8 protein-coding genes are annotated in these 14,498 nt (G+C 55.3%); 4 read left to right on the forward strand and 4 right to left on the reverse strand.

The annotated features are described in order from the left end of the window. The first annotated feature begins 33 nt into the window (after positions 1-33). The 4 genes from NSU14_RS01930 (at position 34) to NSU14_RS01945 (ending at position 4,661) form a co-directional block, all read left to right on the forward strand. Positions 34-924, forward strand: coding sequence for a glycoside hydrolase family 43 protein (locus NSU14_RS01930; protein WP_340942427.1), 891 nt, complete (start codon positions 34-36; stop codon positions 922-924). 179 nt (positions 925-1,103) lie between these two features. Beyond that, positions 1,104-2,600: a glycosyltransferase family 2 protein gene (locus NSU14_RS01935; protein ID WP_156118736.1), complete on the forward strand. Its 1,497-nt coding sequence runs from the start codon at positions 1,104-1,106 to the stop codon at positions 2,598-2,600. Continuing rightward, entirely contained in the window at positions 2,597-3,946 is a 1,350-nt protein-coding gene (locus NSU14_RS01940) for a hypothetical protein (protein WP_340942430.1), read from the forward strand. Before NSU14_RS01935 ends, NSU14_RS01940 begins: the two co-directional genes overlap by 4 nt. Then, entirely contained in the window at positions 3,927-4,661 is a 735-nt protein-coding gene (locus NSU14_RS01945) for a glycosyltransferase (protein WP_340942432.1), read from the forward strand. Before NSU14_RS01940 ends, NSU14_RS01945 begins: the two co-directional genes overlap by 20 nt. Before the next feature lie 1,582 nt (positions 4,662-6,243). Here NSU14_RS01945 and NSU14_RS01950 read toward each other — a convergent pair. The 4 genes from NSU14_RS01950 to NSU14_RS01965 form a co-directional block, all read right to left on the reverse strand. After that, positions 6,244-8,424 (reverse strand): tetratricopeptide repeat-containing glycosyltransferase family 2 protein, encoded by a 2,181-nt coding sequence (locus NSU14_RS01950; protein WP_340942435.1) that lies wholly within the window; start codon positions 8,422-8,424, stop codon positions 6,244-6,246. Between the two features lie 16 nt (positions 8,425-8,440). Beyond that, positions 8,441-10,270, reverse strand: a complete 1,830-nt coding sequence (locus NSU14_RS01955; protein ID WP_340942436.1) for a tetratricopeptide repeat-containing glycosyltransferase family 2 protein — start codon at positions 10,268-10,270, stop codon at positions 8,441-8,443. Then, the gene (locus NSU14_RS01960) at positions 10,267-12,333 is read right to left on the reverse strand and encodes a glycosyltransferase (RefSeq protein WP_340942438.1); all 2,067 of its coding nucleotides are present in this window, start codon (positions 12,331-12,333) and stop codon (positions 10,267-10,269) included. The genes NSU14_RS01955 and NSU14_RS01960 overlap by 4 nt, the downstream gene beginning before the upstream one ends. Before the next feature lie 163 nt (positions 12,334-12,496). After that, the gene (locus NSU14_RS01965; RefSeq protein ID WP_340942440.1) at positions 12,497-14,467 is read right to left on the reverse strand and encodes a DUF6385 domain-containing protein; all 1,971 of its coding nucleotides are present in this window, start codon (positions 14,465-14,467) and stop codon (positions 12,497-12,499) included. Positions 14,468-14,498: the final 31 nt, after the last annotated feature.

The raw sequence follows: 14,498 nt of genomic DNA on the forward strand, positions 1-14,498 counted from the left end.
TTTGCAGGTTGCGGAGAAAGGAGGGGCGTTCGCTTGCGAGGAATTACGAACCCGATTGTGCCGGGCTGGTATGCAGACCCCGAAGCCAGGACCTATCACGGCAGGCATTATATTTATGCCACCAGATCATTCACGGAATATACGCGGCAGATGAATCTGGATGCCTTCAGCTCCGGGGATCTGATCCATTGGAAGGTTCATGAGAGCATAATTGAAATGGATGATTTCCCCTGGATCTGGAGAGCGGTATGGGCTCCGACCCAGATCGAACATAACGGCCGGTATTATCTTGTCTTTGCCTCGAACGATATCCAGAAGGACGGTGAAGCAGGAGGGCTGGAGATTGCCGTTGCAGATGCTCCCGAAGGCCCCTACAGGGGGTACCTCCACCGGCCGCTGATCGGCAAGTTTATTCACGGCGCCCAGCCCATTGACGCTCATCTGTTCAAGGACGATGACGGTGTAATCTATCTGTATTACGGAGGCTGGGGACATTGCAACGTGTGCCGGATGAATGAGCAAATGACGGGTTTTGTCCCTTTCCCGGACGGACAATTGATCTGTTCTGTTACGCCGCCGGGTTATGTGGAAGGACCGTGCATGATCAAGAAGGACGGTCTGTATTATCTGATGTGGTCGCAGGGCGGGTGGACCAACGGGACCTACCGGGTAGCTCATGGCGTAAGCGATAGTCTGCTGGGACCGTTCGATAACAAAGGGACCATACTGGAGAGGCAGGAGCCTCTAGCGGAAGGCCCCGGCCATCACGGATATTTACATCTTCCTGACCGCGATGAATGGCTGATCGTCTATCACCGGAGAATCATCGGAGACCCGGAGCCGGGCAACCGTATGTTATGTATTGACCGAATGGAATTCGATGCCGGCGGAATCAGGCCGGTAGTGATGACCAGCGGGTGGTAAAAGCGACCGCCGCAGCTTGACGTGGGTATCCGCTTGGCGGATACTATCTGCCGAATACGGCATAAACAGGGATACCTGCCCCATCCCGCTCATACATTATAGACAGCACAGTTATGACCATTGGAGTGTGAGTCTGGATGTCCTATGAAGCGATGGATGCAATCCATACAATTGAAACCATGAATACTGTTAAAGCTGTCAGCACGGAACGTCTGGCGGGAAGATACAGCTATCTGGAACGGGAGGGGCTGCTTCCGCTGCCGGTGCAGGGAGGCGTTACGCTTGTGGTGGAGCTGCGGCATGCGCAGTGGTCGGCGGAGTGCCTGCGGCTGCTGCTCCGGCACTCCGGTTCTACCGTGCGGCTGATTGCGGTCCCGATGACTGCTGAATTTCCGCTGCAATGGTTGTCAGAGCAGTTCTCGGGGGAGCCGAATCTGGTATTTCTCCCCTTTGCCGCCGGGAATTATAGGGTGAATGAGGCCTTGGCTTATGCTGAGACCTCTTTTGCCGTTCTGCTGGAGGACCGTGTGATGGTGTCTCCCGGCTGGCTTGGCAATTTGCTGTGGCCGCCTATTGATGATCCTGCGGTGGGCGTGGTAGCTCCCCGTTCCTCCAGTGAACGGGGCGAGGGGCAGGAACAGCTGCATTTTGCCGGATACTCTGAACTGTCAGCTTATGCAGCCCACATCCTGGACAAAAGGCAAGGGGAGTGGAGGTACGCGGAGGTACTGGGCGGGTCCTGTCTGCTTATAGCAAGAGAGCTGCTGCTGAGGGTAGGAGGCTTCGATTCATCACTAGCGGAGCGCAGGCTGATCATTGCCGACTGGTGTCTGCGGGCCCGGATGCAGGGGGCAAGTCTTGCGCTCAGTGATCCGGTATATGTGCATGTCCTTCACCCGCTGGAGGAAGGCGCTGTGATTAACGCAGGCAATGCGTCCTCTGCAGCGGGGGCGCGGGCATACCGCCGGAAATGGAATCTGCAGGGCAGTCCTGCTGATGCGGGACTGCTCCAGATTCCCGGTGATCTGTCTGCTTGTCTGCCGCAGCCGGCAATTCCGCTGGGCCGGCATACGGCGGAGACTCCGCTTGTGACCGCTGTTGTCTATTTCGAAGAAAACTGGACGGCAGCGGATTCGCGTGAGCGGCAGCAGACGCTGCAGGAAGGCCAGAGCTACAGCAATATCCGCTGGGTGTGGGTCCGGGACAGCTGGAGCCAGTCTTTTCCCGAATTTCCGGTGCATGAGCGTGACGCTGTGATTACTGTGCATGGCGAGAAGCCCTGGCTGCACGCGCTGGAGAATATCTCGGCTCTCTATGGCAGCGAAGTCATTGTCTACTTATCTGCCTCTGCGGCATATGACAGCCGTTACATCGAGAAGCTGGTGGAAGTCCTGCAGCATAGCCGGGCGGATATTGTTGTCAGTGCGGATTATGCAGCGGAAGAACCCGGGCAGCGGCCTGGGGCAGGCGGGACTACGCAGCATCTTCCACTTGAACGCATCGCACACAGAAGCGGAGTCACGCCCGGAAGGATTATGAAGCGGGAGGGCTTCTTCCGCAGTCTGGCGCTTATTCCTGATCCGGATCTGTCGGTGGGCTATGCTGGTGAGCCGGCAGGCGGCCGGGATAAGCTTCATCCGTCAGCCCCCGGCGGGGAGGGGGAGGGACACTTATGAACTATATCGTGCTTAGCCGTGTTTCCTGGGAGGATTATGAGTATAAAAGAATGCTGGAGCTGCTCCCGGACCGTGGTGAGGTCTGTTTTGCCGGGCATATGACGCCTGCCCGGCAGCGGAGCAGCGGGATCAGGTCCGTGACACTGGCCGAATTGTATAGTCTGAATGCCAAAGAATATACGCTGCTTGTCTCTTCGCCTTATTGGCTCCCGGATGTGCTGGCGCTGCAGCCTGCTTATACTGTAGCCCTGCTGGAACTTTGTCCGGAAGGGGAGGATAGTGTTCTCTGGGACAAATACAGTGCGCTGCTCGCGGCGAAGGCCGATCTGGCGGGAACCACGTCAGAAAGGATATATCTGGAGCAGAATCTGCGCCGGAAGGGAATTGTGTATCTCAGCGGAGACCAGCCCTTATCCTACGGACTGCTCCGCCGGGAGGAGCAATTGTTCTTCCTGTCCGATTACGAAGCGATCTGGAACAGGGCGCTTACGGAATTATGGCAGCCGCCTGTTGATTCGGATGGGGAGTCCGGTTGGCTGGACATCCAGCGCCGGCACCGCACAGCCTTCTATATATCCATGTGCGCCAAGATGCCCCTCCAGCCTTCAGTGCATTATTTAGCCGCTTCTTATTTATATTTGCGGGGAGATGAAGCCGCTTCGCTGTATCTGGCCCAATCCTTTGAGCTGATGCTGCTGCATGATTATACGGATTGTCTGCATTCGCATTACCGTTTCTTCTCGGCGATCGAAGCGAAGAAAGGCAATCTGGAGCTTGCCGTCCGGCAATACGAAATCACGGCGTTTACGGCCGGGGAAAGGGCGAAGGCTGCGCAGATGAGGCAGTGGCTGAGTGGCGGCGAGGCGGAGCATGAGCTGCTCCGGGCAGAGATTCTCACGGTAAATGAGGATGGAGCGGCGGCAAATGAGATTCTGAGCCGGTTATCCGGGCCGGAAGCCCGGCAGCGGCTGCTGTTGAATTATATCGGAACCTTTCAGTGGGAGAAGGCGCTGCAGCTCTATGAGGAAATGGAGGCGGACGGGACGGCTGCTGCGGAGAATACTGGGCTGGGCGGATTTGCAGGAATAGCAGGAATAGCAGGGGCTCCTGAGATTCCGGGGCTTGCGGGGGGCACCGCTCCGGCCTTTGAGGATGCAGTGCAGCTTCCGGTGATTGAAGGGACACTGCATTTGCTGTATGGCCGGCGGCATGCCGCTATCCGCAGCTTCCTTCGTTCGGCGGGAGCGGACCAGGGAGCCAGACAGCTGTTTGCGGAAATGGCCGATATGGAAGAAGCCGTACAAGGCTTGAGAGGGAGGGTAATGGATGGCGAAGAGCATGCATGAACCGCTGCGCAAGGCATCCGGCAACCGCCTGACGGCGATGATGCAGGTGCGTAATGAAACCGGCCGTTATCTGGAGCAGGTGCTGGAAGAGCTGAGCGAATTTGTCGACGATATCGTAATAGTGGACGACGGCAGCACGGATGGTACGGTACGGCTGTGCAACTCTTTTGCCAAGGTTAGCAAGCTGGTGACACTGGAGCACTCCATCTTCGGCCGTGAATGGGAGCTGCGCAAGACACTCTGGGATCTGGCGGTATCTACCGGTCCGGATTGGCTGCTGTCCGTAGATGCGGATGAATTCTATGAAGACCGGGCCAAGCAGGAAATGCGGCGTTTGATCGATCAGGACGCTTACGACTGGGTAGCGTTCAGGTTGTTTGATTTCTGGGGCGGCACGACCCATTACCGGGAAGATGAGCACTGGAATATCCACATGAAGCACACGCGCACACTGGTCCGCTATCTGCCCGGCTTCTATTATTACACCCCGCGGATGGATCACCATGTCCCCCGGCTGGCGTTGTCCTATGCGGTCCTGCAGGGCTTCCTGGCCGAGCTGCGGGTGAAGCACTACGGCTGGGCACTGGAACCCGAAGAGCTGCGCCGCAAATACGACCGCTACATGGAGCTTGACCCCGAAGGAAAATGGGGAAGCCTCGAACAGTACCGCTCCATTCTGGATGAGCATCCCCGGCTGGTGGAGTGGAGGGAATAGGGTGCGGGAGCCTGGGAGTAACTGGGTGCCTAACTGAACGACTAACTGAAATTCTGACTGAACAACTAACTGAACGACTAGCTGAACAACTGACTGAACGACTGACTGAACATCTAACTGAACAACTAACTGAACAACTAACTGAACAACTAACTGAACAACTAACTGAACGACCAACTGAACAACTAACTGAACATCTGACCGAACAAACTGACTGAACGACTAACTGAATAACTAACTGAACAACTGACTGAAATTCTGACTGAAAAACTAACTGAATACTTAACTGTAAATCTCTATTGGCTGGACTTAAGGTTGCAGCTTATAAAACTAATTCTACACCCTGCGATTATCTGGACCTCCGGACGGTTGCAGTTGCCGCAGGAATTCCCCGGTTCATCCGCCCACTTTCTGCGGCGGAAAGCGTAATTTTTATAAAATCCTGCACATAATACAACATTTTCCTCAGGATATCGGCTCAAATCCAAAAATGTTGTATAAAATGCAGGATTTTTCCTTTTTAGAGCGGTTCAGCAGGAGAATTGTTGTATTTCTTACAACAATTCTCCTAAACACCCAGTTATCTATAGGTCGAAGTTGCATAACGTACAACATTTAGGTCTGCGGTGCATACTGAGAAGTCTCCATGTTGCCGGAAACGAATAAAAGTGATAAATATTTACGTATTCCGCTATCCCGCAGTCTTTGAACGGTAACTTGCGGGGTTGTTGTCTAAATTCAGATTATCTAACTGTTATATCTAATCGTATATCTAACTGCTAATCTAACTCTACGCCTAAACAAACCGGGGAGCTTGTTCTATGCTTTTACACAAACTTCTTGATGTTACCCTGGGAGTTTCGGGTGGAGTGTGGGAGATAGAAATATCTATGGTTGTGCTGGAGATGGACGATGTGAGGAATAAGGGGATACGAATACCTTTGATTGCGCTAGGAGTGGGCGAGATGGGGAAATGAGTAATATTACCGGGCTTGTCCTCAAAGGATGAAATGACTCCATTCTGCTGTATGTGCAAGCAGAATGGATTGAAGCGGCTGGCTATCTGCATTTCTATCTATCGTGCGTCATGCAATCAGCTGATGACAGCCAGTATAGAGTAAGGTTGAGTGTTGCTGAGTGTGCTGAGTATTACTGAGTGTGCTGAGTGATGCTGAGTGATGCTGAGTGATGCTGAGTGATGCTGAGTGATGCTGAGTGATGCTGAGTGATGCTGAGTGATGCTGAGTGATGCTGAGTGATGCTGAGTGATGCTGAGTGATGCTGAGTGATGCTGAGTGATGCTGAGTGATGCTGAGTGATGCTGAGTGATGCTGAGTGATGCTGAGTGATGCTGAGTGATGCTGAGTGATGCTGAGTGATGCTGAGTGTTGCTGAGTGTGCTGAGTATTACTGAGTGTGCTGAGTGATGCTGAGTGTCGCTGAGTGTTGCTGAGTGATGCTGAGTGTCGCTGAGGCCCATAGAGTGTTACGAGGCCTTTTAGCAGTTTCTATAAATTTTAAGTTCTATCAATGTTGTGAGAGATGTGCATACAGAAGCGGTTCCTGGCAGCTACGGTCCGTGTCACGGTGCTGCCTGGAGGGCGGACCTTACAAGCAGCAGCCAGGGGATGCTGCCGGAAACGACAGGTATTCCTTGCGGGTGAACCTTGGCTGCGAGCAGCAGCTTGTGGTAGCTGAGGCCAATGGCTGCCGCAGGTCCGCCGGATTGCCGCAGCGCCTGTTCGTCAGCGGGGTCAAGCCGGGGGATCAGCCCGCAGGAATCGGCTATTGCTGCGTATAGCAGCCACTCGGCAGCATCGCCGGGCGAGCTGTAAAAATGAGCTTGCCCGGTATACATAGTGCACCACTGCTTCTTGACCGGAACAGGCGCGTGCAGCAGCCCGTGTAGCAGAGGCTGGGGCAAGCGGCTCCAATGGAAACGTGAAGCTTCCATTGGCTTGAATAACAGGAGCAGTGTAACCCAAGCACCTGCCTGGACCAGCAGCTGCGCAGCGTAAGAAATATCCGGAAAGCTTAACGGTGTATCTGTGCTGAGCCCAAGCTGTGGTGAGCTGCCGGAAGGCGGAGCAGAATTGTCTGCGTAATCTTCAGCGGTGCGCTGCGGGATGGCGGAATTGCCGGATTCAGCATGCCGGGGACCTCTTTCCCGCCATCTGTCAGTTCCGGCAGCTTCAGCAGGCTCATCGGCCTTACATTCCATATGCGGCTCCGGCTCCCGCTCTGCCGGATGAGCTGATGCACCGGCGGTCTGCTGCGCGAGCCAGCGGTGCACAGCAGCAATGCCTGGCCTGTTCCGGGCCAGGCGCTCCAGCCACTGTCCTGCTGCAGCGCTCCCGCCGCTGCGGCAGGACAAGGCCCACAGATAGCCGGATATCCATGGCTCATCCGGCTCATCCAGCAGCAGCATCCGTTCCAGCCGGACGGATGCGGTACAGGGCTGTTCCGGGTCCCGGAACAGCGTGCCCAGCAGCACCTGCACAACCTGCCGGATGGCTTCCGGCAGATGCGGTGCTGCGCTGAGCGCCGCCAGCCATTCGGCGGCGCGGGCATTGAGTGCGGCAGGCACCAGCCTGCTCAGCACTCTCTGGGGCAAGGCAGGGAGCAGCTGAAGAGTGATGGCCGTCAGCTGCTCCTCTTGTCCGGACAGCAGGCACAGCGGTACAAGCTGTGCCCAGGCGGCGGAATCGTCAGGGGTGTAGCCGAGAGCCTGCCTGTAATGGTCCAGTGCCTCCTGATATAGAAACAGCTGCTCGCAGACCTGCCCGGTGAACAAGCGGGTGCGGCTTGTGCCGCTGCCGGAGGAGGAGGGGTATTTATGCGCGGTATTACCGCTGTCCAGTGCCCGCTGAAGCAGATCGTAAGCCCGCCATAACTCCCCTTGCTCCAGAAGGAGTCCGGCATAGCTCTCCAGCAGATCTGTGAAATCTGCATACAGAATGCTCCCGGCCTCGTAGACAGCCTGCGCCTCTTCCGGACGTCCTCCGGCCTCCAAGGCGTAGGCTGTCTTGAGGTAAAGGTCAGCGGTATATCCGGAGTCAGCCGGAACTTCTTCCAGCAGCGGGAGGAGAACCTCCACCGCAGCATTGTAGTTTCCCTGCTGGTAATGCTCCGTACCCAGTGCGTACCGCAGATGGATGCTGCGGGGTTCAAGATGCAGAGCGGAGTGGATCAGCTCCAGATTGCGGCTGGTTTTATGCTTGCGCTGCAGCTCACCGTCCAGATATCCATAGTGATGCACCGGCAGAGCTGCGTATGCGATATGTCCTCCCGGAAGGCTCCAGATACTGGAGGCCACCTCCTCATGAATGCTGCCGCGAAACAGGATGCGTTCATCATTGCGGAACAGCCGGCACACATTGTCCGTCACATAATCCTTTTCAGGGAACTCACCCACATAGTGGATAAAAGGCAGGAAATAACCGTCAGCAACCTGCGTCTCCAGCAGCCGCTCCAGCTCTTCCGGCTTCCAGCCTGCGATTGCTTCATCCGCATCCAGCACCAGAATCCAGGCATAGGAGGCCAGCCGCAGTGCCCGGTTCCTGGCCTTGGAGAAATCATGCTCCCATGGCATCTCAATGACCCGGGCACCGGACCTGCGGGCGATCTCCATGCTGCCATCCGTCGATCCGGTATCGGCAATGATGATCTCGGAGACCAATCCCTGCACGGATCTCAGACATTTCTCCAGATGCTGGGCCTCGTTCTTAATAATCATGCAGAGCGATAGCCCTGGATTATGCATAGTCAGAAGCTCCTTCCTAATCAGCGGGTCTGGGAAGCGGAAGTGCGAGACGTGCTCTTGCGGCCGCCGGGGAAAAGACGGATGAAGCCTCCAGCGTAGCCAATACCTTGTCAGCCAGGGATATCCAGGGCTGTACAGCTGCCGCAGATTCGGAGGCAGGTGTTGTACCGCCCGTTGTCCGGGCAAACGCAGGGTACTGATGCAGCGCCGCTATATCGCCGTACGTCAGCTCTGCTGCGGGAATGGCTTCCGCCCGCTGAAGCAGCCGAAGCAGAGAATCGGCAGAGGATGGCTCCGGTTCTCCAGCGTAATCTTGCCCTTCCTCAGCATGAGCCCCCGACCTCCGCTTATTTGCAGCGCACTCCCGCACGACCTGTTCCCCCGCAGTAAGCTCTCCCTCACCAAACTCCCGCACGACCTGTTCCTCCGCAGCAAGCTCTCCCTCAACACGCTCCCGCGCAACTGTTTCCCCCGCAGCAAGCTCTCCCTCAACATGCTCCCGCGCAACTTGTTCCCCCGCAGCAAGCTCTCCCTCAACATGCTCCCGCGCAACTTGTTCCCCCGCAGCCCGCTTCCCCACAGCAGCCTCATCGCTGCCGCCCAACACATCAGCCGCCGCCGCATAACAACCGTCCGTTACCAGCAGCCGCACAAGCTCCGGGCGCTGCTCCGCCAGGATGACGGGCAAATGCTCGGCCAGCCAGCCCCTGATCTCAAGCTCACGCCCGGCACATTTGAACAGCCGCACCAGCCGGGTAACCAGCGGCAAGGGCTCCGGATGAAGCTGAGCCGCCCTTGTGAAGCAGGCTATTGCTTCGTTATCCTCGCCGATCTGCTGGCATGCCTGCCCCAGAAGAGTCCGGGTAAGGTAAGTGCCGAGACCGGATTCCGTATGGTAGGCGGGAGGCGAAACTCCGATGTCGAGCGCCCGGCCCAGCGCAGCTTTGGCCTCGGCAAAAGCTGACACCTGCAGCAGCAAAGCCCCTTTTATATGATGAAGATCGGGATAATCCGGGAAGAGGGCAAGCCCCCGTTCACAAGCCTCCAGCGCACCCGGGAGATCACCTGTTACAGCCAGGCAGCGGATTTCGTATTTATACAGCAGATGAATATAGCTCGTATCCGGCTCCACATGGTCCAGCGAAGTCTGGATATGCTCCAGGGCATGCCCGTAATCGCCCAGCCGCATATATTCAACCGCCATATTGAAATGATGAAAAGCATCCCCGGGATTCAGCTTCAGCTGTTCCTTAAGCAGCCCGATATTACGGCTGATTTTATCTTTTTTCTCCACAACCCCGTCGGCATAGCCGTAATGATGAACAACGACAGTGCTCATATGCATCGCGGCGGCCGGGGTTTCCTGCACAATCACAGCGGCGATCTGCTCATGAATAATTCCGCTGAAGCGATAGCTCGCGCGGCTCTTAAACATGCGGAGGATCGGATTGACCGTAATGGTCTGCGAGGCGCGGTCCGTCCCCTTATGGTTATGAATCCGCACAAAAAACGCCTCATACTCCGTATGCTCCGCGCACACCAGCAATTCTTTTTTACTCCCGGGCTCCAGCTCTTCATCCGCATCCAGCACCAGAATCCAGGTTCCCCGAGCCCCGGCCAGGCCGGCATTGCGTGCGGACGCGAAATCCCCGTTCCAGGGGAACGGGATGATCCGGGCACCGAAGCTGCGGGCGATAGAGACCGTGGAGTCGGTGGAGCCTGTATCCACAATTATGATTTCATCCGCAACGCCGCGTACACTCTGCAGACAGCGGGCCAAAGTGTCGGCTTCATTTTTGACGATCATACATAAGGAGATCAGCGGTTTGCGCGGTGTTTTTTTCATAAGCTTAGGTCTGCTCCTCTCTGCCGCTGTCTGTAATTCCAAGTCGTGTGCCAGGGCGTGCGGTTCAGCACCTCGATGGAATGGGCAGTCGTGGTCCGATCCTCCTGAAGACGCCCGTGGGCCTGCTCCCCCTTGAAGCTGTTTGCAACTTCCCCGAGCCCCAACTCCGCCAAATGCAAATAACATAGCGCCAATCCGGCACTAGCTGCCTCATCCCCGGGAGATTCTTCGAGCGAAAGCCGGTACCAGTCCGCTGCTTCGGCATAATGCCTTTTATCCGCCAGCATCTCTCCGAGATACCGCAGCGTCGATCCCCGCGCTTCTTTGCTGCTGACCAGACGGATGAACAATTCCCCCGCCTCCGCCCGCCAGCCTTCTTCATAGAGCACCTCCGCCAGATCGCCTGTATGAGCAGGGAAACGATCCACAAGCAGCTTACCCAGTGTCACAAGCTCCAGCTTCACAGCGAGCCGGATTACCTCGGTAATGAGCGGAGAGTGGCCGGAATCAGCAACGGCTGCTTGCGGGAGGACTGCTTCTGACGACAACTGTGTATCGATAAAAAGCAATCCGGAGCGCAGCTCTGCAGGCGATTGCAACCATTTCTCTTGCTGGAGTTTCTCGCCAAGCTCCCACGTACAGACCGCTTCAAGGAGCCATAGCTGCCGCATAGTCTCTGTATCCAATTCCCCGGGAGACAGCTGCAAGGGTTGTGCCCGCAGCTTGGCTGCAGTCTTTCTGAACGCATGATATTTCCCGGTGCTGACCCAGGAAGAGAGGATGAGCAGCACAGTACCTGTCTCCAGCGGAAAAAGCTCGGGCGGCAGCTCAGCAATTACCTTATAAGCGCCAAGCTCATATAAAGTGCGGATAATTGCGCCTCTTGCTGCGCTCTGTCCGGTACCGGACAGCTGTATTAGCAGCCCTGCGATGTCCTCATCCGGCACCTCCAGCTGCTGGAAGGCAGAGGCGATACCCTGCATCGCCGGGAGATACAGCGAATGATGCTGCAGTGAACGGTGGAACAGACGGGCGGCCTCCTCCTGCTTGCCAAGCTGCTGTGAGATGACCCCCATGCGGTGCAGCGGGCGGAAGCTGTCCATGCCTTGTTCGCTGACATAAGCTCTGTGCGGAGCAGCGGCGGAGGAAGTGTCCACTGCATGCTGGTAAGACTGATACGCACGATCAGGAAGCCCCTGGCTCTCCCAGGACTGTCCCTGAATATAGTGTAAGTCGGGATAATCGCCATAACGCGTAAGCTCGCGTGTCAGGAGGCTGTCGAGCGCTTTTACTTTACCGGTGGCCAGATAGATTTTGCATAGATCACGAATCATGGACGGACGGTATGAGACCTGAAGCGGAGCATGGCTAAGCGTATGGTGCAGCAGTTCTTCGGCTTCCTTCAGCCGCCCGTCCTGACAGCAGGTGACCGCCAGATTATAGCTGTAAAAGGCATCGTCCGGCTCTTCTTCCAGCGCAAGGCGCAGCAGCTGTTCGTTGCGGCTGATTTTATTTTTGGCATTCATAAGGGAGGGCAGGTAGCCGAGGTGAATGATCTCTATGCTGCTGGTTCCGATTGCGGCGGCTCCATGTATTTTTAGAATAGAGGGATCTACACTTTCATGAATTCTTCCGCTGAAAAGATAGCCCTGTCCATTGCGGAATAACCGCACATTACTGTGATACAGACGGTCCTCCGGATTACTCCCCAGCCAGTTCTCTATGCGTACTGAATAAGCTTCGGCTGTGCTGCCTTGCAGGATATCCTTGATTGACTCTATGGAAGTCTGCAATATTTCATCCGCATCCAGCACCAGGATCCAGTCGGTATTCGCGCAGGACAATCCGGAATTGCGTGCTGCCGAGAAATCATTACTCCACCCGACCGCATATACGTCAGCCCCATAAGCCCGGGCAATGTCCATCGTTTGATCTGAAGATCCGGTATCGGTAACGATGATTTCATCAGCACCGCTTAGACTGGCAAGACAGCGGGGCAGGAGCTCGGCTTCATTTTTGACAATCAGCTGCACTCCGAGCGTTGGTTTGGCAGGTTTATTCACGATTGTTCCTCCTTGGCGGGCCATATCATTAGGTACTGCTTATTGCTAGTTGAGGCACAGGGTCGCGTTTTGCCGTCTTATGTAGAAGCAGAATGCTGCACAGGAAAGAGTACATGGATATCCATGCACTCTTTGCTTCTGCATCATATGACGGGCATTTCTTTTACGTTCCTTGTGCATCAAAAATGACATTAAGCGTAGAAGCCGCACCCGGCGTAGAGGATTGATAGGACAGGCGGGTGTATTTCAGGAACCGTGCAGGCACGATGACGTCAACCGAACCAGCCGGCAGCGGATTGTCGCCTGTAGTATCCACGAAATAGTTAGTTCCGTCCGCGCTGATCTCAACACGGGTATTCACCGGATTGGCTCCGGTATTCACAATGAAGTAAGAATAGGTGCCCAGTACGCTGGTAGTATTGGCCGGCAAAGGCGTGTAGGTATCTGAAGTTGCAATTCCGGTTGTAGCCAGCTCAATAAAGCTGCGTTGTGAAATCGAGGTTACGCTGCTCAGCGTACCGGCAGTGATCGTAGCCCCGAGCACACTAGTGATGGTACCATCGAGCAGGTTAGTAACCGTACCAGCCGATGATAATGTACCAGCAGTAATTGTAGCCCCGAGCACACTAGTAATCGTACCGGCAAGGATGTTAGTAACCGTACCAGCCGATGATAATGTACCAGCAGTAATTGTAGCCCCGAGCACACTAGTAATCGTACCGGCGAGGATGTTAGTAACCGTACCAGCTGACGACAATGTACCAGCAGTAATCGTAGCCCCGAGCACGCTAGTGATGGTACCATCGAGCAGGTTAGTAACCGTACCAGCCGAAGACAATGTACCAGCAGTAATCGTAGCGCCAAGCACGCTAGTAATCGTACCATCGAGCAGGTTAGTAACCGTACCAGCCGAAGACAACGTACCAGCAGTAATCGTAGCGCCAAGCACACTAGTAATCGTACCATCCAACAGGTTAGTAACTGTACCAGCCGAAGACAATGTACCGGCAGTGATCGTAGCCCCGAGCACGCTAGTGATGGTACCATCGAGCAGGTTAGTAACCGTACCAGCCGATGATAATGTACCAGCAGTAATCGTAGCGCCGAGCACGCTAGTAATCGTACCATCGAGCAGGTTGGTAACCGTACCAGCTGAAGACAATGTACCAGCAGTAATCGTAGCGCCAAGCACGCTAGTGATGGTACCATCGAGCAGGTTAGTAACCGTACCAGCGGATGATAATGTACCAGCAGTAATCGTAGCGCCGAGCACGCTAGTAATCGTACCGTCCAGCAGGTTGGTTAACGTACCAGCAGTAATCGTAGCGCCAAGCACGCTAGTAATCGTACCGGCAAGGATGTTAGTAACTGTACCAGCCGAAGACAACGTACCGGCAGTAATCGTAGCGCCAAGCACGCTAGTAATCGTACCGGCGAGGATGTTGGTAACCGTACCAGCCGAAGACAATGTACCGGCAGTGATGGTAGCGCCAAGCACGCTAGTAATCGTACCATCGAGCAGGTTGGTAACCGTACCGGCTGAAGACAATGTACCGGCAGTAATCGTAGCCCCGAGCACACTAGTAATCGTGCCGTCGAGCAGGTTAGTAACCGTACCAGCGGATGACAATGTACCAGCAGTAATCGTAGCGCCAAGCACGCTAGTAATCGTACCATCCAACAGGTTAGTAACTGTACCAGCCGAAGACAACGTACCAGCAGTAATCGTAGCGCCAAGCACACTAGTAATCGTACCGGCAAGGATGTTAGTAACCGTACCAGCTGACGACAATGTACCGGCAGTAATCGTAGCACCAAGCACGCTAGTAATCGTACCATCCAACAGGTTAGTAACTGTACCAGCCGAAGACAACGTACCAGCAGTAATCGTAGCGCCGAGCACGCTAGTAATCGTACCGGCGAGGATATTGGTGACTGTACCAGCCGAAGACAATGTACCAGCAGTAATCGTAGCCCCGAGCACGCTGGAGATGGTTCCGTTTAAGATAACGGTGGTCAGATTTCCGCTGGCATCCGTTGTCAGTGGGCGGTCAATCAGAGTCGAAGGGTCCCGGCCGAAAATAAGCGTGCGCAGATTGTCCGGATTGGCTTGAAATGAACTGAAATTCGGCAAAGTTATTCATCCTTTCTTCATAGAATGGATA

Origin of the sequence: Paenibacillus sp. FSL R10-2771 (assembly GCF_038000205.1) — a bacterium.
Classification (GTDB): Bacteria; Bacillota; Bacilli; order Paenibacillales; family Paenibacillaceae; genus Paenibacillus_AQ; species Paenibacillus_AQ phytohabitans.

Excerpts from the sequence above, each read along its gene's own strand:
- NSU14_RS01940 (WP_340942430.1), top strand. The coding sequence starts at position 2,597 with ATGAACTATATCGTGCTTAGCCGTGTTTCCTGGGAGGATTATGAGTAT.
- NSU14_RS01950 (WP_340942435.1), bottom strand. The coding sequence starts at position 8,424 with ATGCATAATCCAGGGCTATCGCTCTGCATGATTATTAAGAACGAGGCC.
- NSU14_RS01945 (WP_340942432.1), top strand. The coding sequence starts at position 3,927 with ATGGCGAAGAGCATGCATGAACCGCTGCGCAAGGCATCCGGCAACCGC.
- NSU14_RS01955 (WP_340942436.1), bottom strand. The coding sequence starts at position 10,270 with ATGAAAAAAACACCGCGCAAACCGCTGATCTCCTTATGTATGATCGTC.
- NSU14_RS01935 (WP_156118736.1), top strand. The coding sequence starts at position 1,104 with ATGAATACTGTTAAAGCTGTCAGCACGGAACGTCTGGCGGGAAGATAC.